Genomic DNA, 18,995 nt, shown 5'->3' on the forward strand with positions numbered 1-18,995 from the left:
ATGGCGCAGGCTTAGTGGGCCTTATGAGCGGTGACCGGCCTGGAGCCGGCCACCGCGTGCGGGATCACCCGTTGGCTCCGCCGTCGCCGGCGTTCTTCTTCAGCAGCTGCAGGGCTTTTTCGGTCTGCGCAATGCAGGCCTTGGTGTCACCCGCGGCCTGGGCCTGGGCGGCCTTTTCCTGCAGGCGCATGGCCTGTTCCTGGGCCTGGGTGTTGTTGGTGACGGTTTTCACCGCGTCATCGACTTTCTGCAGATTGTCGCTGCACAGGTCGGCGGCAAAAGCCGGCGACGCCAGCAGGGCGGCTGTAATGAGCAGGGCGGCACGTTTCATGGCAGTACTCCTGTCAACTTGACCGTTGTCGCGGACCGAACGAGCGGGCCGTACAGGGTGGACTGCCACGATTCACGCGGGGTTCAGAGAATCGGCCCGGCGGCTGTCGGGAGTTCGACGCAGACGCCCAGGCCGGCGCCGTCCAGCCCTTCGTGCAGGGAAATGCGCCCGTGGTGGATTTCCACGATGCGCTTGACGATGGGCAGGCCCAGCCCGCTGCCATGGCTGCTGGCGACGCTGGGGCTGCGGTAGAAGCGGGTGAAGATCGCCGCCTGTTCGGCCGGCGCCACGCCGGGGCCGTTGTCGCGCACCCAGAGGCTCAGTCGGTTGCTCGCGCTTTCCAGGCTGACTGCCACACGGCCGCCTTCGGGGGTGTAGCGCAGGGCGTTGCCGACCAGGTTGGTGAGCATCAGCCCGAGCCACGCCGCTACGCCCCGCAGCGTGACCTCCTGGCTATCGAGGGTCAGTTCGATCTGCTTGTCGATGGCCTGCGGTGCGAGATCGGCGATGGTGTCTTCGGCCAGCAGGCGCAGGTCCACCGGGGCGAAGATTTCGTGCAGCTCTTCGGCATCGAGCCGCGCCAGCAGGAGAATCTGCTCCATCAGCGCGCTGATTCGTTCGACGCTGCGGCTGACCTGCTGCAGCCCGTGGGCGTGGGCGGCCGGGTCGGATGAGCGCAGCGCGACCTGGGCGTGGGTGCGCAGGCTGGCCAGGGGCGTGCGGATTTCGTGGGCGGCGTCGCTGGTCAGTCGGCGCTCGGCCTCCATTGCCGAATGCAGGCGCTCCAGCAGCAGGTTCAGTTCGTTGACCAGGCTGTGCACCTCCACCGGTGCGCGGCTCAGGGCCAGCGGGTGGAGGCTGTGGGCGCCGCGCTGGTGCACCTGTTCGATCAGGCTGCGCAGCGGTGCCAGGCCCTGGCGCACACCGAACCACACCAGTACGCCGAACAGCGGCAGGGCCAGCAGCAACGGGAAAAGGGCGCTGAACAGCAGCAGGTGCAGGGTCTTGTGGCGGTAGTGCAGGTCCTCGAAGACCCAGATGCGCACCTCGTCGGTGCCCGTCGTGGCCATGTGCAGCACGCGCCAGTTGACCCCGCCACTGAGCAGGTCGGAGAAGCCCGGCGGCTGCGCCTCGATTCCCCTGGGCGGCTTGTGAGTGGCCAGCAGCGGTTGGCCGCGGTACCAGACGGCATAGCCGAGCGTGGCTTCGCGGCGAATCAGCGGCAGCCCTTCGATGGCCTTGCGGCTGCGCGCGAGGATTTCCATGGCGTCGCTGGACTGCGGGTCTATCGCGTCGGCGACATCGATCAGGCTCAGGGCCGCCTGGCCGAAGTCGATCATGTCCTGGTCGTAGAGGCGGTTCACCTGCTCGCGGGTCAGGTGGTAGGTGAACAGGCCGGCGACGAGCCACAGCAAGGAAACACCGCCGATCAGTGTCAGCAGCAGGCGCCGGCTAATGGAGCCGGCGCGACGGGGCGCGCTGCTCAAGCTCGCGCGGCGCCTTCAGGGCGGTCGATGCCGTAGCCGATGCCGCGCACGGTGCGGATCAGGCTATTGCCCAGCTTGCGCCGCAGGTGGTGGATGTGGACTTCGATGGCGTTGCTTTCCAGGTCGCCGTCCCAGCCGTAGAGGGCTTCCACCAGTCGGGCGCGGGACAGCACCTTGCCGCGCTGTTCCAGCAGCAGGCGCAGCAGGGCGTATTCGCGCGGTGCCAGGTCCACCGGTGAGCCGGCCAGGCTGACCTGGTGGGTGGCCGGGTCCAGTGCCAGTTCGCCGTGTTGCAGCAGCGGCGCGGCGCGGCCGGTGTGGCGGCGGGTCAGGGCGCGGACGCGGGCGAGCAGTTCGTCGAGGTCGAAGGGTTTGGTCAGGTAGTCGTCGGCGCCTGCGTCCAGGCCGGCGACGCGGTCGGCCACCTTGTCGCGGGCGGTGAGGATCAGCACGGGCGTCAGGTCACCGCGGCGGCGCAGGCCGCGCAGCACTTCCAGGCCGTCCTTGCGCGGCAGCCCGAGATCGAGGACCAGCAGGTCGAACTCATCGGTGGCCAGCGCCTGGTCGGCGGCCACGCCATCGCTCACCCAGTCCACGGTGTCGCCTTCCAGACCGAGCCCCGCGCGAATGCCATCGCCCAGCAGCTGGTCGTCTTCTGCCAACAGGATTCTCATCTTGGTCCCCTCTACCGGCCTGTGCAGCAGGATAGCTGGCGTGATCCGGTTAGGGCAGAGGGTGACAGCGCTCGCTTAACGAGGTGTTAAGGCTTTCTGCGCCGTTGACGGAGAAAGCAGGGCGAAGAATCCGGACCGATTATCCGCCGCCCGTGGGGACGGCGGATAACGCTGGAGACGTTGTGCGCCCTACGCCTGGACAGTGGACGAACGCGCGCGAGTCACGCGATCCACCAGATAGACCACGCCGCGATAGTCGATACCGCCATGGGCGGACAGACCGATCTCGCAGGTGCGGCTGGTGGAGACGCCTTCCTCGCAATACTGCACCGCGTCCTTGAGCGTGCGCAGCGAATGCGCGTTCAGCTCGGGCGTGGTGAAGCCCTTGTCGCCGGCGAAACCACAGCAGTGGATACCCTCGGGGATCACCACTTCGCGGGTGCAGCGCTTGACCAGGTCGATCAGTGCCTGGCTTTCGCCCAGGTGCTGGGTGCTGCAGGTGACGTGCACGGCCACCGGCTTGTCCTGCGGCTGGAAGTCCAGACGCTCGACCAGATGGGTGCGGATGAACTTCACCGGGTCGTAGATCTTCAGCCGGTCGTCCGCCAGTTCCTGCACCAGGCGCAGGGTGCAGGGGCTGGTGTCGCAGTAGATCGGGTCGAGACCACCCCGACTGGCGCGCAGCAATTCGGCGAGCAGTTCGTCGCGCTTGGCGTCGGCTTGGCTCTTGTAGCCCTTGGAGGCGAACGGCTGGCCGCAGCAGAGGTTGTCGGCGTTGTCCGGGAAGACCACCTGGTAGCCGGCTTTCTCCAGCAACTGGCGGGTCTTGTCGATCAGCGGCATCTGCTCTTCGTCCGCCGCCGCCGGGCCCATGGCGCGGGATACGCATGCGGTGAGGTAGACGACGCGCGGCTTGCCGTTATCCACAGGCTGCGAAGCGGCAGCCAGGCGCACGGGCTGCGGCATGGACGGCGTCCACTGCGGCACGCGGCCCTTGCTGGCGTGACTGATGGAAGCGCTGAGGCGGGCCAGGCGCGGCGCGCCGAGGACCATGCGCGCACCGTTGGCAGCGTGCAGCATGAACTTCGCACCCTTGAGTGCGGTGGCGAAGTTGCGTGCCAGCCAGGTGGCGGTGCCGGCGTGGTGCGCTTCTTCACCGCGCAGCTTGCGGACCAGCTCGCCGGTGTTGATGTTCACCGGACAGCGCTGGGCGCACAGGCCGGTGGCGGCGCAGGTGTCGATGCCCTGGTACTGGTAGTCGCGCTCAAGCTCGGTGGTGTCGACGCCGGCGCGGCGCTTGGCCTGGATGTCGCGCCACATGACGATGCGCTGGCGCGGGCTGAGGGTCAGCCCCTTGGACGGGCAGACCGGCTCGCAGAAGCCACACTCGATGCACTTGTCGACGATCTCGTCGGCGGCCGGCAGCGGTTTGAGGTTCTTCAGGTGCAGCTGCGGGTCGTCGGTCAGCACCACGCCGGGGTTGAGGATGCCGGTGGGGTCGAGCAGGCGCTTCAGCTGCCACATCAGTTGGTAGGCGTCGTGGCCCCATTCCAGCTCGACGAAGGGCGCCATGTTGCGCCCGGTGCCGTGCTCGGCCTTGAGCGAGCCGCCGTATTCCACGGCGACCAGGTGCGCGACGTCGTCCATGAAGGCCGAGTAGCGCGCGATCTGCTCAGGCGATTCGAAACCCTGGGTGAAGACGAAGTGCAGGTTCCCTTCCAGCGCGTGGCCGAACAGGATGGCTTCGTCGTAACCGTGCTTGTCGAACAGCTCGATCAGGCGGTTCACGCCCTCGGCCAGCTGTTCGACGGGGAAGGTGACGTCCTCGATGATCACCGTGGTGCCAGTCTCGCGCACTGCGCCGACGGCCGGGAAGGTGTCCTTGCGGATGCGCCAGAGCTGGTTGTAGACCGCCGGGTCCTCGCTGAAGTCGACCTGTTTCTCCACCGGGTAACCGGCGATGGAGGCGCTGATCTGCGCGAGTTGTTCATGCAGCAGCGACTGGGTCGCTGCGCGGGATTCGATGAGCAGCGCGCAGGCGCCTTCGGAGAGGCTCTTCACCCACGTCGGCATGCCCTGCATGTTCTCTACCGAGCGCAGGCTGCGGCGGTCCAGCAGTTCCACGGCGGACACCGGTTGCTGCTTGAGCACGGTCACGGCCTTGCAGCAGGTCTCCACGTCGGGGAAGACGATCAGCGCGCTGGCCTTGTTCGGGTGGTCGGGCACGGTGTCGTAGGTGACCGCGCTGATGAAGCCCAGGGTGCCTTCGGAGCCGACCATCAGGTGGGTGAGGATATCCAGCGGCTCGTCGTAGTCGACCAGCGCATTCAGCGACAGGCCGGTGGTGTTCTTCAGGCGGTACTTGTGGCGAATCTTCGCGGCCAGCTCGGTGTTGGCACGGGTCTGCCGGCCCAGCTCGGCGAGCTGGTCGAGCAGTGTGCCGTGGCTTTCGCGGAAGGCCGCGAGGCTGTCGGGCAACTCGCTGTCCAGCAGCGTACCGTCGGCCAGCAGCAGGCGCATGCCGGCCAGGGTGTGGTAGCTGTTCTGTGCGGTGCCGCAGCACATGCCGCTGGCGTTGTTGGCGACGATGCCGCCGATCTTGCAGGCGTTGATCGACGCCGGGTCCGGTCCGATCTTGCGGCCGAACGGAGCCAGCCAGGCGTTGGCCTGGGCGCCGATGACGCCAGGCTGCAGGCGAATCTGCGTGCCGCCGTCGCGGATGTCGCGGCCGTTCCAGTTGTCACCCAGCACCAGCAGCACCGAGTCGCTCACGGCCTGGCCGGAGAGGCTGGTACCGGCGGCGCGGAAGGTCACCGCGACCTTGTTGGTGTGGGCGGACTTGAGCAGGCTGGCGACTTCGTCTTCGCTCTCGACGCGGATCACCAGCTTGGGGATCAGCCGGTAGAAGCTGGCGTCGGTGCCGAAGGCCAGGGTCGAGAGCGCGTCGTCGAAGCGGCGCTCGCGGGGGATCAGGTGTTCTACCGTGTCGAGGAACGCGGCGGGCAGGCTCATGCAATCTCCTCGCGGGGTCGTGGCGTCTGGCGCGCCACGTACCCCGGTCAATCAGGCTGTATTTCGTGTGGGCGTATGGATCACGCGCCCAGTTCGCGCACCAGCGAATCGCGAGTGATCTCGCCGATGGTCTTGGCGCCGGTGAGCACCATGGCCACGCGCATTTCCTTCTCGAACAGGTCCAGCAGGTTCTTCACGCCGGCTTCGCCGTGGGTCGCCAGGGCGTAGAGGAAGGCGCGGCCGATGAGCACGGTGTCCGCGCCCAGGGCGATCATGCGCACGACGTCCAGGCCGTTGCGGATGCCGGAGTCGGCGAGGATCTTCAGGTCGCCTTTCACCGCATCGGCGATGGCCGGCAGGGCGCGGGCGCTGGAGAGCACGCCGTCGAGCTGGCGGCCGCCGTGGTTGGAGACGACGATGCCGTCGGCACCGAATTTCACTGCATCCTTTGCGTCTTCCGGGTCGAGGATGCCCTTGATGATCATCGGGCCATCCCAGAACTCGCGGATCCACTCCAGGTCCTTCCAGGAGATCGACGGGTCGAAGTTGGCGCCCAGCCAGCCGATGTAATCGGCAAGGCCGGTCGGGTTGCCGCGGTACTTGGAGATGTTGCCCAGGTCGTGGGGCTTGCCCAGCAGGCCGACGTCGAGGGCCCAGGACGGGTGGGTCATGGCCTGCCAGACGCGGCGCAGCGGTGCGTTCGGGCCGCTCATGCCGGAGTGGGCGTCTCGGTAGCGGGCGCCGGGCACCGGCATGTCGACGGTGAACACCAGGGTCTTCACGCCGGCGGCCTTGGCGCGCTCCAGGGCGTTGCGCATGAAGCCGCGATCCTTGAGCACATAGAGCTGGAACCACATGGGGCGGTCGATGGCCGGGGCGACTTCCTCGATGGGGCAGACCGAGACCGTGGACATCGTGAAGGGGATACCTTTCGCGGCGGCCGCGCGGGCTGCCTGTACTTCTCCGCGCCGGGCATACATGCCGGTCAGGCCGACGGGGGCCAGGGCGATGGGCATGCTCAACGTCTCGTCGAACAGCTTCGTCTCAAGGCTCAGCTCGGACATGTTCTTCAGCACGCGCTGGCGCAGGGCGATGTTGGCCAGGTCGTCGACGTTGTTGCGCAAGGTGCGCTCGGCGTAGGCGCCGCCGTCGGCGTAGTGGAAGAGGAACGGCGGCAGCTTGCGTTGGGCCGCGGCGCGGTAGTCGGTAGAGGCAGAGATGATCATGGGCGTCTCATCGTTGTGGGGCTTGTCGAGGCCACCGCGCTGGCGCGGGTGACCTCGAAAGACCTTAGCTGCTTTGGACGGATCTCCGCGCGCAGGCGCGGAGTCGGGTCTTGCCTTAGTGAACCAGCATGCCGGTGAAGATGTAGGCCTGGGCCAGGGTGATCAGACCCACAATGGCGGCGAACATCAGGCTGTGCTTGAGGGTGAAGCGGAACAGATCGGATTCCTTGCCGACCATGCCGGTGGCGGCGCAGGCCACGGCGATGGATTGCGGCGAGATCATCTTGCCGGTCACGCCGCCGCTGGTGTTGGCGGCCACCAGCAGGGTGTCATTGACCCCGATCTGGTGTGCGGTGGTGGACTGCAGCGAGCTGAACAGGGCGTTGGAGGAGGTATCCGAACCGGTCAGGAACACGCCCAGCCAGCCGAGGAACGGCGAGAAGAACGGGAACGCCGCACCGGTGCCGGCCAGGACCAGCGCCAGGGTGGTGGACATGCCCGAGTAGTTGGTGACGAAGGCGAAGGCCAGGACCATGCCGATGGAGAGGATCGGCCACTTCAGCTCGACCAGGGTCTCCTTGAAGGTGGTCAGACCAGTTTTCGCGCTGATGCGCAGGACGAACATCGAGATCACGGCGGAGAGGAAGATCGCGGTGCCGGTGGCCGAGACCGGGTCCAGTTTGAACACGGCGGCGATCGGCGTCGGGGTGGCGACGATGGGCGCGGTCTTCACCACCAGCTGGTCGAGGTGCGGGATGGCGAAGTTGAACACCAGGTTGTACAGCGCGCCGCCCGGAGCGAAGAGCGCCTTGAACGGCTTCAGCGTCCAGATGGTGACCATGACGGTCAGCACCAGGAAGGGCGACCAGGCCTTGAGGATTTCGCCGAAGCTGTAGGGGGTGGGCTCGGCGCTGCGCGGGCCGTTGCCGCCCATGACGGCGGCGCCGCCGGCGGTGGCGACCACTTCGCGCTCGCTGGCGGGTTGCCAGACTTTCAGGAACAGGGTCAGGGAAATCAGGCTGACCAGGGCGGAGGTGATGTCCGGCAGTTCCGGGCCGATGAAGTTGGAGGTGAAGTACTGGGTGATGGCGAAGCTGCCGCCAGCGACCAGGGCGGCCGGCCAGGTTTCCTTCACGCCCTTGAGGCCGTCCATCATGAACACCAGCCAGAACGGCACGAGGATCGACAGGAACGGCAGCTGGCGGCCGGTCATTGCGCCGATCTTGAACGCGTCGATGCCGGTGACCTGGCCCGCCACGATGATCGGGATGCCCAGGGCGCCGAAGGCGACCGGCGCGGTGTTGGCGATCAGGCACAGGCCCGCGGCATACAGCGGATTGAAGCCCAGGCCGACCAGCAGGGCGGCGGTGATCGCCACCGGCGCGCCGAAGCCCGCCGCACCTTCGAGGAAGGCGCCGAAGGAGAAGCCGATCAGCAGCACCTGCAGGCGCTGGTCGCCGGTGATCGACAGCACCGAGCTGCGGATCACCTCGAACTGGCCGCTCTTGACCGTGAGTTTGTAGAGGAACACCGCCGCGACGATGATCCAGGCGATTGGCCACAGTCCGTAGGCGAAGCCATAACCGGCGGCGGCGATGGCCATGTCGGCGGGCATGCCGAAGGCGGCGATGGCGATGATGATCGAGAGGGCGAGGGTAATGCTGCCGGCGACGTGGCCCTTGAGGCGGAACACGGCGAGGGCGAGGAAGAAGAACACGATCGGAATGACGGCGACCAGCGCGGACAGGCCGAGGCTGCCGAGCGGGGTGTAGATCTGCTGCCAGGTTTGCATCTGGTTGGCTCCCTAATTGTTTTTGGGTGGAGGGCCTGGTTGCCGGTCGGGCGATTCCGATGCGCTTGTGGCGCGTTGGGCAGACGGTCGACTGATCGCGGCTTGTTGTTTTTCGTGCATGTGTTGTCGTGCAATCCGACTTTCGGTAAATTGGTATGACCAATTTACAAAGCCGAGCGCTCAGGGTAAAAGCCCTGCTGGCGGCGTGTCAATTTGCTGCCCTGCGACTTTTGTCGAGCGTGGTCGGAAAGTTGCGCTGGTCTTGTTGCCGGCGGCGGCACTGGTTAGGCTGCCGCGCGCCGCGCAGGTCGCGGCCCAGAGTGAGAGAGCGAAGGAGTTCACCCGCATGAGTTTTGGTCAGGTCAAGCAGCGCCGTCTGTCGGACGATATCGTCGAGCGGCTGGAGGCGATGATCCTCGAGGGCACTCTCAAGGCTGGCGAGCGACTGCCTGCCGAGCGCGTGCTGGCCGAACAGTTCGGCGTCTCGCGGCCGTCACTGCGCGAGGCGATCCAGAAGCTCGGCGCCAAGGGTCTGCTGGTCAGTCGTCAGGGCGGTGGCAACTACGTCAGCGAGGGGTTGGGCTCGATGTTCAGCGATCCGCTGCTGCACCTGCTGGAGAGCAACCCGGAGGCCCAGCGCGACCTGCTGGAATTTCGCCATACCCTGGAAGGCTCCTGCGCCTTCTACGCGGCGCAACGCGCGACCGAGGTGGATCACCAGCGCCTGAAACAGGCGTTCGATGCGTTGCAGGATTGCTATCGGCGGGTGGGGAAGGTCAGTCGTGCGGAAGAGGGCGCGGCGGATGCGGCCTTCCACCTGGCCATCGCCGAGGCCAGCCACAATGCCGTGTTGCTGCACACCATTCGCGGCCTGTTCGACCTGCTCAAGCGCAACGTGGTGACCAACATTGGCGGGATGTACGCGCAGCGTGACGAGACCCGCGAGCAGCTGATGCGTCAGCACCGCGAGTTGTACGAGGCGATTATCGGCGGGCACGCGGAAGCGGCGCGGGAGATTTCCCAGCGGCATATCGACTACGTGCAGGAAGTGCTGGCCGAGGTGCAGGCGAAGGAATTGCGCCTGCAACGGGCACAGCGACGCCAGGGCGCGGTGGACGCCTGACCGGCAACGCGCCCTCGCAGGAGGGCGCGAACGGGCTCAGTCGTCCTTGCCGTGACGAATGGCGCGCTGGATTTCCCGGTCGGAGTCGCGCTCCTTCTCGGTGCCGCGCTTGTCGTACTCTTTCTTGCCCTTGGCCAGTGCGATCTCGCACTTGATCAGGTGCTTCTTCCAGTACATCGACAGCGCGACGCAGGCGTAGCCTTTCTGCTGCACGGCACCGAACAGCTTGCCCAGCTCGCGCTTGTGCAGCAGCAGCTTGCGCGTGCGCACCGGGTCGGCGATGACGTGGGTGCTGGCAGTGGTCAGTGGCGTGATGTGGCTGCCCAGCAGCCAGGCTTCGCCATCCTTGAGCAGCACGTAGCTGTCCACCAGCTGCGCCTTGCCGGCGCGCAGGCTTTTCACTTCCCAGCCGGCCAGGGCGACGCCTGCCTCGAAGCGCTGCTCGATGAAGTAGTCGTGCAGAGCCTTCTTGTTCTGCGCGATGGTCCCCGAAGGGTGTTTCTTCTGTTTAGCCATAGGCCGCGCATTATAGGGAGTCGCTCGCCGCGCCGCTATCGGGACAACGTGCGACGGCATGCAAGCTTGAGGGTGTGTGGCTAATCTCGGACAATGCGCGCTGTTTTTTTGAGCAGCGGGCGTATGAAACGCCCCACAACCAAGCGAGACGTCTATGAGCACGCATATCCAGCGTTCGGCGCTGCTGCCCTATCCGGCGAAGGCGCTGTACGACCTGGTCAACGATGTGGCGCGCTACCCGGAGTTCCTGCCCTGGTGTTCCGCCTCCACCGTGCTGGAGGCCAGCGATACGGCCATGCGCGCCGAGCTGACCGTGGCCAAGGGCAGCATCACCCAGCGCTTCACCACGCGTAATGCGCTGGTGCCGGGGCAGAGCATCGAGATGAATCTCGAGGAAGGCCCGTTTTCCCAGCTGCACGGCGTGTGGACCTTCAAGGCGCTGGGCGACAAGGCCTGCAAGATTTCCCTCGACCTGACCTTCGACTACGCCGGCGCCCTGGTGAAAGCCACCCTCGGCCCGCTGTTCACCCAGGCGGCGAACACCATGGTCGACGCCTTCTGCCAGCGCGCCAAGCAGCTGCATGGCTGAATCCGCGAGCATCGCCATCGAGGTCGTCTACGCGTTGCCGGAGAAGCAGGCGCTGCTGCGCCTGAGTGTTCCGCGCGGCACGCGGATGCGCGAAGCGGTGTTGTTGTCGGGCATCGCTGCGCAATTTCCTGGCCTGGATGTGCAGGATTGCCCGCTGGGTATCTTCGGCAAGGCGGTGGCCCGGCCCGAGGAGCGTGTGCTGGAGGAGGGCGAACGAGTGGAAATCTACCGCCCGCTGATCGTCGATCCCAAGGAAGTACGCAAGCAGCGGGCTGCGCGGGCCAAGGCAGCGCGCGGCTGAATCTTCTGCGCTGCTGATTCTTGTGTGCTGAAATCGCAGGCAACAAAAAGCCCGGCATTGGCCGGGCTTTTTTCGTTGGCGCGAATCCCTTACTGCGGATTCTTGTCCAGCGGTTCCGGAGTCGGGACCGGCACGGTTTCCACCTGGTCGACTTCCTTCTGGATCTGCTCTTCCACGGAGCCGGGCTTGGCCGGTTCTTCCTTGGGCTGTTCGGGCTGCTGCTGGGTCGGCTGCGACGGCGAAGTTGCCGGGGTGCCTTCCTTGCCGAGGATCGACTCGTCGCGGCTGACGCCGGGCATGAAGTCGCCATTCAGACCGACCAGCTGGTCGTTCTCGCCGAAGTACAGGCTCATGCGCTCCTGCTGGCGCTGACCGCCGCCGGGCTGGATGCTGTAGAGGTAGTCCCAGCGATTGGGGTGGAAGGTATCCACGATCAGGGGGTTGCCCATGATAAACCGCACTTGGCGCCGGGTCATTCCGGGCTTCAACTGGTCTATCATATCCTGCGTTACAACGTTGCCCTGCTGGATGTCGATCTTGTAGACCCCCGGGAACGAGCAACCGGCGAGTGCGGCGAGTCCCAGCCCGAAAGCGAGACTGGTCAGCATGAGCTTGGCGTTTTGCATCAAGGGGTGACTTCCACTATCTTGGCTGAGCGACGAAATCCCGATCATACCTGTATTGAGAGATGCTGCGAAGCATTCCGCGCCGAGAAAGCACACATGGTTGAAAATAGCGAACTGCGCAAAGCCGGACTTAAGGTCACACTGCCGCGCGTCAAGATCCTCCAGATGCTCGATTCCGCCGAGCAGCGCCACATGAGCGCAGAGGATGTTTACAAAGCGCTGATGGAGGCGGGTGAAGACGTCGGTCTGGCCACCGTCTACCGCGTCCTGACCCAGTTCGAAGCCGCCGGCCTGGTGGTGCGCCACAACTTCGACGGCGGCCATGCCGTCTTCGAACTGGCCGACAGCGGTCACCATGACCACATGGTCTGCGTCGATACCGGCGAAGTCATCGAGTTCATGGACTCGGAAATCGAGAAACGCCAGAAGGAGATCGTCAAGGAGCGCGGCTTCGAGCTCGTCGATCACAACCTGGTGCTCTACGTACGCAAGAAGAAGTAAGCGTACGCGGATGCAGAAACGGCGACCCTCGGGTCGCCGTTTTCGTTTGTGCGGCTTTCAAGGTGGCATGCGTCAGCCTTGTACGGCCGAATCCACCATCTTGCGGGCGTGGGCCAGGGATTCCTTGGTCAGATCGACACCGCCGAGCATGCGGGCGATTTCCTCGATGCGCTCGGCCTTCTTCAGGTTGGCCACGGCGGTGCGGGTTTCGCTGGTGTCGCGGTCCTTGTGCACGAACAGGTGCTGGTGACCCTGGGCAGCAACCTGCGGCAGGTGGGTGACGGTCAGCACCTGGCCGCGATCGCCGAGGCGGCGCAGCAACTGGCCGACCACTTCGGCGGTGGGGCCGCCGATGCCGACGTCCACTTCGTCGAAGACCAGCGTGGGAATGCGCGAGGTCTGCGCGGTGATCACCTGGATCGCCAGGCTGATGCGTGACAATTCGCCGCCCGAAGCGACCTTGGCCAAGCCCTTCATCGGCTGGCCGGGGTTGGCGCTGACCAGGAACTCCAACTGCTCCAGGCCGCTGGCCTGCGGCTCATCCGAGCTGGACTGGCGCAGTTCGATGGCGAAGCGCCCGCCGGGCATGCCCAGGCGCTGCATCTCCACTTCCACGGCCTTGGCCAGCTTCGGTGCGGCATCCTGGCGGATGCGGCTGAGTTCGTCGGCTTTGTCCTGATAGTGGCGGGCGTAGGCGGCCAGTTCGTCGCCTAGGCGCTCCACGGCTTCGTCGTCGGCGTTCAGCGCTTCCAGTTCGTCCAGCAGGCGCTGCTGCAGGTCCTGCAGCTCGTGGGGCTGCACGCGGTGTTTGCGTGCGAGGCTATAGATGGCGTCCATGCGTTCTTCGAGTTGCTGCAGGCGCATCGGGTCGGCGTCGAAGTGGTCGACGAAGCGGTTCAGCTCGCCGATGGCTTCTTCCACCTGGATCTGCGCGCTGGACAGCAGGTTCACCGCTTCGCCCAGTGCGGTCGGCTGGCTCGGGAAAGCGGTGAGGCGGTTGAGGCTGGAGGTCAGCGCCGACAGCACGTTGCCGGCATCGCTTTCGCTGCACAACTCGACGACCTGGCGGCAGGCGGCGATCAGGCTGCCGGCGTTGCTCTGGGTCTTGTGTTCGGCTTCCAGCGACTCCAGTTCGTTGTCACCCAGGCCGAGGTTTTCCAGCTCTTCCAGCTGGTAGCTGAGCAACTGGTGGCGGGCGCGTTGCTCGTCGCCATTGCGCGACAGGCGGTCCAGCTCCTGGCGGGTCTGCTTCCAGCGCTGGGCGGCGAGGTGCACCTGGCGCGCCAGGTCCTGGCTGCCGGCGTATTCGTCGAGCAGGCGGCGGTGGGTGTCGGCCTTGAGCAGCGACTGGTGCTCGTGCTGGCTGTGGATGTCGATCAGCAGCTCGCCCAGGTGCTTGAGGTCGCCCAGTGGGCAGGGCGTGCCGTTGATGTAGGCGCGGGAGCGGCCTTCGGCGGTGATCACCCGGCGCAGGATGCACGGGCCGTCCTGCTCCAGGTCGCGCTCGGCGAGCCAGTCACGGGCTTCGGCAATCGCGCTGACATCGAAGCTGGCGAGAATGTCGGCCTTGTCCGAGCCTGGGCGGACTACGCCGCTGTCGGCGCGGTCGCCCAGGGCCAGGCCGAGGGCGTCGAGCATGATCGACTTGCCGGCGCCGGTTTCGCCGGTGATCACGGTCATGCCGGCGGCGAGCTCGAGATCGAGGTGCTCGACGATGGCGTAGTTGTGCACGGACAGATGAACCAGCATGGCGGCGGCTCCGCAGAAAGGTCTGGTTATTTATACAGTATTTTCAGGCGCTGGCAATTTTCTCTCGTCGCCCGGAGGCGCTCCTGAAGTGGGTGCCCTTGAACTCGGGGATTTCCGCCCCATATACACGGCAGAGCCGCGGACCATAGGGTTCGCCTTGTTTTCAAAGGCTTATTTTCTTTTTTAGGAGAGTGGCATGTCTGACGAACAACAGACTCAGGATTCCCAGTTCAACGAGCAGCCGGACACCGGCGCTACCGGGGATCTGAACGCCCGCGTGCTGGAACTGGAAGAACAGGTAGCCGCGGCGAAGGACCAGAGCCTGCGCGCCGTCGCCGAACTGCAGAACGTCCGCCGCCGTGCCGAGCAGGACGTGGAGAAGGCGCACAAGTTCGCCCTGGAGAAATTCGCCGGCGACCTGCTGCCGATCGTCGATACCCTCGAGCGCGCGCTGGAGATGTCGAACCCGGAAGACGAAGTGATCAAGCCGATGCGTGAAGGCATCGAACTGACGCTGAAGATGTTCCACGACACGCTGAAGCGCTACAACCTCGAGCCGGTCGACCCGCACGGCGAGCCGTTCAACCCCGAACACCACCAGGCCATGGCCATGGAAGAGAGCATTCGTCTCGAGCCGGGTAGCGTGGTCAAGGTGTTCCAGAAGGGCTACCTGCTCAACGGTCGCCTGCTGCGTCCGGCCATGGTCGTGGTCAGCAAGGCACCGGAACAAACTCCGCCTTCGATCGACGAGAAGGCTTGAAATCCACCACCCGGTCCCCATCTGGGTAATCAACCGAGCCAAAGACCCGCAACAGGGTCAGCGCGGAATCTAATTTCTGGAGAGTGAAATATGGGCAAAATCATTGGTATCGACCTGGGGACCACCAACTCCTGTGTGTCCATCCTGGAGAACGGTAACGTCAAGGTCATCGAGAACGCCGAAGGCGCTCGTACCACCCCGTCGATCATCGGCTACGCCAACGACGGCGAAATCCTGGTAGGTCAGCCGGCGAAGCGCCAGGCCGTGACCAACCCGACCAACACCCTGTACGCCGTAAAGCGCCTGATCGGCCGTCGCTTCGAAGAAGACGTCGTGCAGAAAGACATCAAGATGGTGCCTTACAAGATCGTCAAGGCTGATAACGGCGACGCGTGGGTCGAGGCCAAGGGCCAGAAGATGGCTCCGCCGCAGGTCTCCGCCGAAGTCCTGAAGAAGATGAAGAAGACCGCTGAGGACTACCTGGGCGAGCCGGTCACCGAAGCGGTCATCACCGTTCCGGCCTACTTCAACGACAGCCAGCGTCAGGCCACCAAGGACGCCGGTCGCATCGCCGGTCTGGACGTCAAGCGCATCATCAACGAACCGACCGCGGCGGCGCTGGCCTATGGCCTGGACAAGGCCAAGGGCGACCACACCATCATCGTCTATGACCTGGGCGGCGGCACCTTCGACGTTTCCGTGATCGAAATCGCCGAAGTCGATGGCGAGCACCAGTTCGAAGTACTGGCCACCAACGGTGACACCTTCCTGGGTGGTGAAGACTTCGACCTGCGCCTGATCGACTATCTCGTCGAAGAGTTCAAGAAAGAATCCGGCATGGACCTCAAGGGCGACCCGCTGGCCATGCAGCGCCTGAAGGAAGCTGCCGAGAAGGCCAAGATCGAGCTGTCCTCGACCCAGCAGACCGACGTCAACCTGCCGTACGTCACCGCTGACGCTTCCGGCCCGAAACACCTGAACGTCAAGGTTTCCCGCGCCAAGCTTGAGTCCCTGGTGGAAGACCTGGTCACCCGTACCATCGAGCCGTGCCGCGTTGCGCTGAAGGACGCAGGCCTGGACGTGTCGAAGATCGACGAAGTGATCCTGGTCGGCGGCCAGACCCGCATGCCGCTGGTGCAGAAGACCGTTGCCGAGTTCTTCGGCAAGGAAGCGCGCAAGGACGTCAACCCGGACGAAGCCGTTGCCATGGGTGCTGCGATCCAGGGCGCCGTTCTGGCCGGTGACGTGAAGGACGTGCTGCTGCTCGACGTCACCCCGCTGACCCTGGGTATCGAAACCCTCGGTGGCGTGATGACCGCACTGATCGACAAGAACACCACCATCCCGACCAAGAAGTCGCAGGTGTTCTCCACTGCCGATGACAACCAGGGCGCTGTGACCATCCATGTGCTGCAAGGCGAGCGCAAGCAAGCCGGCCAGAACAAGTCGCTGGGCAAATTCGACCTGGCCGACATCCCGCCGGCTCCGCGCGGTGTGCCGCAGATCGAAGTGACCTTCGACATCGACGCCAACGGCATCCTGCACGTTGGTGCGAAAGACAAGGCCACCGGCAAGCAGCAGTCCATCGTGATCAAGGCTTCTTCGGGTCTGTCCGAAGACGAGATCCAGCAGATGGTCCGCGACGCCGAGGCGAATGCCGAGGAAGACCGCAAATTCGAGGAACTGGCCGCTGCCCGCAACCAGGGTGATGCGCTGGTCCACGCGACTCGCAAGATGGTTACCGAGGCTGGCGACAAGGCCACTGCCGAAGAGAAGGCTGCCATCGACAAGGCGCTGGGCGAGCTGGAAGTTGCCGTGAAGGGCGACGACAAGGCCGAGATCGAAGCGAAGATGAATGCGCTGTCCCAGGCATCCACTCCGCTGGCGCAGAAGATGTACGCCGAACAGCCGCAGCCGGGTGCTGCCGCTCAGGGCGAAACCGCTGACGACAAGGCTGGCGACGATGTCGTCGACGCCGAGTTCGAAGAGGTCAAGGAGAACAAGTAAGCCGCGTGCTTACTTCCGCCCCGGCGCACCGACCAGCGTGTCGGTGCGCATGAAACGTCACGCGGGGGCTTGCTCCCGCGTTGGCGTGTCTGGGGGAAAGGTTTTCAAGGTGCAAAGAATTTATGGCCAAACGTGATTTTTACGAGGTACTGGGTGTCGAGCGCGGCGCCAGCGAAGCGGACCTGAAGAAGGCCTATCGCCGGCTCGCCATGAAGTTCCACCCGGACCGCAATCCCGGCGACAAGGAAGCCGAGGACAAATTCAAGGAGGCCAACGAGGCTTACGAGGTCCTGTCCGACGCCAGCAAGCGCGCGGCTTACGATCAGTACGGCCATGCCGGCGTCGACCCGCAGATGGGTGGCGGCGGTGCGGGCTTCGGTGGCGCGAGCTTCTCGGACATCTTCGGTGATGTCTTCAGCGACTTCTTCGGTGGCAGCGGCGGCCGTGGCGGCTCCCGTGGCGGCCCGGCGCGTGGCGCCGACCTGCGCTACACCCTCGACCTGGACCTGGAAGACGCGGTTCGCGGTACCACCGTGACCATCCGCGTTCCCACCCTGGTCGGTTGCAAGACCTGCAGCGGCAGCGGCGCCAAGCCCGGCACCACGCCGGTCACCTGTACTACCTGTGGCGGTATCGGTCAGGTGCGCATGCAGCAGGGCTTCTTCTCGGTGCAGCAGACCTGCCCGCGTTGCCATGGCAGCGGCAAGATGATCACCGACCCCTGTGGCTCGTGCCACGGTCAGGGGCGTGTGGAAGAGCACAAGACCCTGTCGGTGAAAGTGCCGGCGGGCGTCGATACCGGTGACCGCATTCGCCTGACTGGCGAAGGCGAAGCCGGCGCCCATGGTGGCCCGGCGGGTGACCTGTATGTGGTGGTGAACGTGCGCGAGCACGACATCTTCCAGCGCGACGGCAAGCACCTGTACTGCGAAGTGCCGATCAGCTTCGCTGACGCGGCCCTGGGTGGCGAGCTGGAAGTGCCGACCCTGGACGGCCGTGTGAAGCTGAAGATCCCCGAGGGCACCCAGACCGGCAAGCTGTTCCGCCTGCGCGGCAAGGGCGTTGCCCCGGTGCGCGGCGGTGGTGCTGGCGATCTGATGTGCCGCGTCGTCGTCGAGACTCCGGTCAACCTGGACAAGCGCCAGCGCGAGCTGCTCGAAGAGTTCCGCAATACCCTGCAGGGCAACTCTTCCCACTCGCCGAAGGCCAGTGGCTGGTTCGAAGGCATGAAGCGCTTCTTCGACGATCTATAACCTCAGCGGCAGGCCGCAGGCTGCAGGCTCCATGAGCTTCCCGCCTGTCGCCTGCGGCCTACAGCCTGGAGCTGTTTTTATGCGACGTATAGCCGTAATGGGCGCCGCCGGGCGCATGGGCAAGACCCTGATCGAAGCGGTCCAGCAGACCAATGGCAGTGCCGGCCTGACTGCGGCGGTCGACCGTCCGGACAGCACCCTGGTGGGCGCCGATGCGGGTGAGCTGGCCGGCCTGGGCCGTATCGGCGTGCCGCTGTCGGGCGACCTGGCCAAGGTGGTCGACGAGTTCGACGTGCTGATCGACTTCACCCACCCGACCGTGACCCTGAAGAACCTGGAAGTCTGCCGCAAGGCCGGCAAGGCCATGGTCATCGGCACCACCGGTTTCTCCGCGGCGGAGAAGGAGCTGCTGAGCGAGGCGGCGAAGGACATCCCGATCGTCTTCGCGGCCAACTACAGCGTCGGCGTGAACCTCTGTCTGAAGCTGCTCGACACCGCCGCCCGTGTTCTGGGTGATGACGTGGATATCGAGATCCTCGAAGCGCACCACCGCCACAAGGTCGACGCGCCGTCCGGTACCGCGCTGCGCATGGGCGAAGTAGTTGCCAATGCGCTGGGTCGTGATCTGGAGAAAGTGGCCGTGTATGGTCGCGAAGGCCAGACTGGTGCGCGTCCGCGCGAGACCATCGGCTTCGCCACCGTGCGTGCCGGCGACGTGGTGGGCGATCACACCGTGCTGTTCGCCGCCGATGGCGAGCGCGTGGAAATCACCCACAAGGCTTCGAGCCGCATGACCTTTGCTCGCGGTGCCGTGCGTGCTGCGCAGTGGCTGGATGGGCAGGCCAACGGCCTGTACGACATGCAGGATGTTCTCGGCCTGCGCTGAGTGGCATGGCCGTACGTCGTGCAAAAGGTGGACCATGATGTCGCATTTCTGTAAACTACAGCTTTAGTGTGTCCACTAAAAGTAGCGCAGCATGATCACATAAAAAGCGGGATGACTTCTTCTGATGTCATCCCGCTTTTTTACAATCTGCGCACGCCCAGC

At 65.2% G+C, this 18,995-nt stretch carries 17 protein-coding genes; 8 read left to right on the forward strand and 9 right to left on the reverse strand.

Annotated features, from left to right (window positions below; all coding sequences use genetic code 11):
• Positions 1–64: 64 nt before the first annotated feature.
• The 6 genes from IB255_RS28990 to IB255_RS29015 form a co-directional block, all read right to left on the reverse strand.
• On the reverse strand, positions 65–331 hold the full coding sequence (locus IB255_RS28990; RefSeq protein ID WP_081520678.1) for a hypothetical protein: 267 nt from the start codon (positions 329–331) through the stop codon (positions 65–67).
• An 83-nt stretch (positions 332–414) separates the two neighbouring features.
• Positions 415–1,818 (reverse strand): sensor histidine kinase, encoded by a 1,404-nt coding sequence (locus tag IB255_RS28995; protein ID WP_192211222.1) that lies wholly within the window; start codon positions 1,816–1,818, stop codon positions 415–417.
• Positions 1,815–2,492 (reverse strand): response regulator, encoded by a 678-nt coding sequence (locus tag IB255_RS29000; RefSeq protein WP_192211223.1) that lies wholly within the window; start codon positions 2,490–2,492, stop codon positions 1,815–1,817. Before IB255_RS29000 ends, IB255_RS28995 begins: the two co-directional genes overlap by 4 nt.
• A gap of 189 nt (positions 2,493–2,681) precedes the next feature.
• Positions 2,682–5,504 (reverse strand): FAD-binding and (Fe-S)-binding domain-containing protein, encoded by a 2,823-nt coding sequence (locus IB255_RS29005; RefSeq protein ID WP_192211224.1) that lies wholly within the window; start codon positions 5,502–5,504, stop codon positions 2,682–2,684.
• An 80-nt stretch (positions 5,505–5,584) separates the two neighbouring features.
• Positions 5,585–6,730, reverse strand: coding sequence for an FMN-dependent L-lactate dehydrogenase LldD (gene lldD / locus IB255_RS29010; RefSeq protein ID WP_081520682.1), 1,146 nt, complete (start codon positions 6,728–6,730; stop codon positions 5,585–5,587).
• A gap of 115 nt (positions 6,731–6,845) precedes the next feature.
• Entirely contained in the window at positions 6,846–8,522 is a 1,677-nt protein-coding gene (locus tag IB255_RS29015; protein ID WP_081520683.1) for a lactate permease LctP family transporter, read from the reverse strand.
• 346 nt (positions 8,523–8,868) lie between these two features.
• On the opposite strand from IB255_RS29015, the gene IB255_RS29020 reads away from it, so the two are divergent.
• Entirely contained in the window at positions 8,869–9,645 is a 777-nt protein-coding gene (locus tag IB255_RS29020) for an FCD domain-containing protein (RefSeq protein WP_081520684.1), read from the forward strand.
• Between the two features lie 36 nt (positions 9,646–9,681).
• On the opposite strand, the gene smpB is transcribed toward IB255_RS29020, so the two are convergent.
• A complete protein-coding gene (smpB, locus tag IB255_RS29025) occupies positions 9,682–10,161 on the reverse strand; it encodes an SsrA-binding protein SmpB (RefSeq protein WP_017518965.1) in 480 nt (159 codons plus the stop codon).
• A gap of 154 nt (positions 10,162–10,315) precedes the next feature.
• On the opposite strand from smpB, the gene IB255_RS29030 reads away from it, so the two are divergent.
• Entirely contained in the window at positions 10,316–10,750 is a 435-nt protein-coding gene (locus tag IB255_RS29030) for a type II toxin-antitoxin system RatA family toxin (RefSeq protein ID WP_081520685.1), read from the forward strand.
• The gene (locus IB255_RS29035) at positions 10,743–11,051 is read left to right on the forward strand and encodes an RnfH family protein (RefSeq protein ID WP_081520686.1); all 309 of its coding nucleotides are present in this window, start codon (positions 10,743–10,745) and stop codon (positions 11,049–11,051) included. Before IB255_RS29030 ends, IB255_RS29035 begins: the two co-directional genes overlap by 8 nt.
• An 89-nt stretch (positions 11,052–11,140) precedes the next feature.
• Here IB255_RS29035 and IB255_RS29040 read toward each other — a convergent pair whose 3' ends face one another.
• Positions 11,141–11,677: an outer membrane protein assembly factor BamE gene (locus IB255_RS29040; protein ID WP_081520687.1), complete on the reverse strand. Its 537-nt coding sequence runs from the start codon at positions 11,675–11,677 to the stop codon at positions 11,141–11,143.
• A gap of 96 nt (positions 11,678–11,773) precedes the next feature.
• On the opposite strand from IB255_RS29040, the gene fur reads away from it, so the two are divergent.
• Positions 11,774–12,178, forward strand: a complete 405-nt coding sequence (gene fur / locus IB255_RS29045; protein ID WP_009613072.1) for a ferric iron uptake transcriptional regulator — start codon at positions 11,774–11,776, stop codon at positions 12,176–12,178.
• A gap of 72 nt (positions 12,179–12,250) precedes the next feature.
• Here the strand turns inward: fur and recN are convergent, their stop codons facing one another.
• Positions 12,251–13,927: a DNA repair protein RecN gene (gene recN, locus IB255_RS29050; protein ID WP_081520688.1), complete on the reverse strand. Its 1,677-nt coding sequence runs from the start codon at positions 13,925–13,927 to the stop codon at positions 12,251–12,253.
• 196 nt (positions 13,928–14,123) lie between these two features.
• Between recN and grpE the strand changes: the two genes are divergently transcribed.
• The 4 genes from grpE (at position 14,124) to dapB (ending at position 18,833) form a co-directional block, all read left to right on the forward strand.
• Positions 14,124–14,687, forward strand: a complete 564-nt coding sequence (gene grpE, locus IB255_RS29055; RefSeq protein ID WP_081520689.1) for a nucleotide exchange factor GrpE — start codon at positions 14,124–14,126, stop codon at positions 14,685–14,687.
• A gap of 90 nt (positions 14,688–14,777) precedes the next feature.
• A complete protein-coding gene (dnaK, locus tag IB255_RS29060; RefSeq protein ID WP_081520690.1) occupies positions 14,778–16,694 on the forward strand; it encodes a molecular chaperone DnaK in 1,917 nt (638 codons plus the stop codon).
• 122 nt (positions 16,695–16,816) lie between these two features.
• Entirely contained in the window at positions 16,817–17,947 is a 1,131-nt protein-coding gene (gene dnaJ / locus IB255_RS29065; protein WP_081520691.1) for a molecular chaperone DnaJ, read from the forward strand.
• A 79-nt stretch (positions 17,948–18,026) separates the two neighbouring features.
• On the forward strand, positions 18,027–18,833 hold the full coding sequence (gene dapB, locus IB255_RS29070) for a 4-hydroxy-tetrahydrodipicolinate reductase (protein ID WP_081520692.1): 807 nt from the start codon (positions 18,027–18,029) through the stop codon (positions 18,831–18,833).
• Positions 18,834–18,995: the final 162 nt, after the last annotated feature.

The sequence above is a fragment of the Pseudomonas sp. PDM22 genome (genome assembly GCF_014851965.1).
Classification (GTDB): domain Bacteria; phylum Pseudomonadota; class Gammaproteobacteria; order Pseudomonadales; family Pseudomonadaceae; genus Pseudomonas.

Bases quoted from the DNA above. Each gene is read 5' to 3' on its own strand.
- IB255_RS28990 (WP_081520678.1), bottom strand. From the start codon at position 331: ATGAAACGTGCCGCCCTGCTCATTACAGCCGCCCTGCTGGCGTCGCCG.
- IB255_RS29000 (WP_192211223.1), bottom strand. From the start codon at position 2,492: ATGAGAATCCTGTTGGCAGAAGACGACCAGCTGCTGGGCGATGGCATT.
- IB255_RS29005 (WP_192211224.1), bottom strand. From the start codon at position 5,504: ATGAGCCTGCCCGCCGCGTTCCTCGACACGGTAGAACACCTGATCCCC.
- lldD (WP_081520682.1), bottom strand. From the start codon at position 6,730: ATGATCATCTCTGCCTCTACCGACTACCGCGCCGCGGCCCAACGCAAG.
- IB255_RS29015 (WP_081520683.1), bottom strand. From the start codon at position 8,522: ATGCAAACCTGGCAGCAGATCTACACCCCGCTCGGCAGCCTCGGCCTG.
- IB255_RS29020 (WP_081520684.1), top strand. From the start codon at position 8,869: ATGAGTTTTGGTCAGGTCAAGCAGCGCCGTCTGTCGGACGATATCGTC.
- smpB (WP_017518965.1), bottom strand. From the start codon at position 10,161: ATGGCTAAACAGAAGAAACACCCTTCGGGGACCATCGCGCAGAACAAG.
- IB255_RS29030 (WP_081520685.1), top strand. From the start codon at position 10,316: ATGAGCACGCATATCCAGCGTTCGGCGCTGCTGCCCTATCCGGCGAAG.
- IB255_RS29035 (WP_081520686.1), top strand. From the start codon at position 10,743: ATGGCTGAATCCGCGAGCATCGCCATCGAGGTCGTCTACGCGTTGCCG.
- IB255_RS29040 (WP_081520687.1), bottom strand. From the start codon at position 11,677: ATGCAAAACGCCAAGCTCATGCTGACCAGTCTCGCTTTCGGGCTGGGA.
- fur (WP_009613072.1), top strand. From the start codon at position 11,774: ATGGTTGAAAATAGCGAACTGCGCAAAGCCGGACTTAAGGTCACACTG.
- recN (WP_081520688.1), bottom strand. From the start codon at position 13,927: ATGCTGGTTCATCTGTCCGTGCACAACTACGCCATCGTCGAGCACCTC.
- grpE (WP_081520689.1), top strand. From the start codon at position 14,124: ATGTCTGACGAACAACAGACTCAGGATTCCCAGTTCAACGAGCAGCCG.
- dnaK (WP_081520690.1), top strand. From the start codon at position 14,778: ATGGGCAAAATCATTGGTATCGACCTGGGGACCACCAACTCCTGTGTG.
- dnaJ (WP_081520691.1), top strand. From the start codon at position 16,817: ATGGCCAAACGTGATTTTTACGAGGTACTGGGTGTCGAGCGCGGCGCC.
- dapB (WP_081520692.1), top strand. From the start codon at position 18,027: ATGCGACGTATAGCCGTAATGGGCGCCGCCGGGCGCATGGGCAAGACC.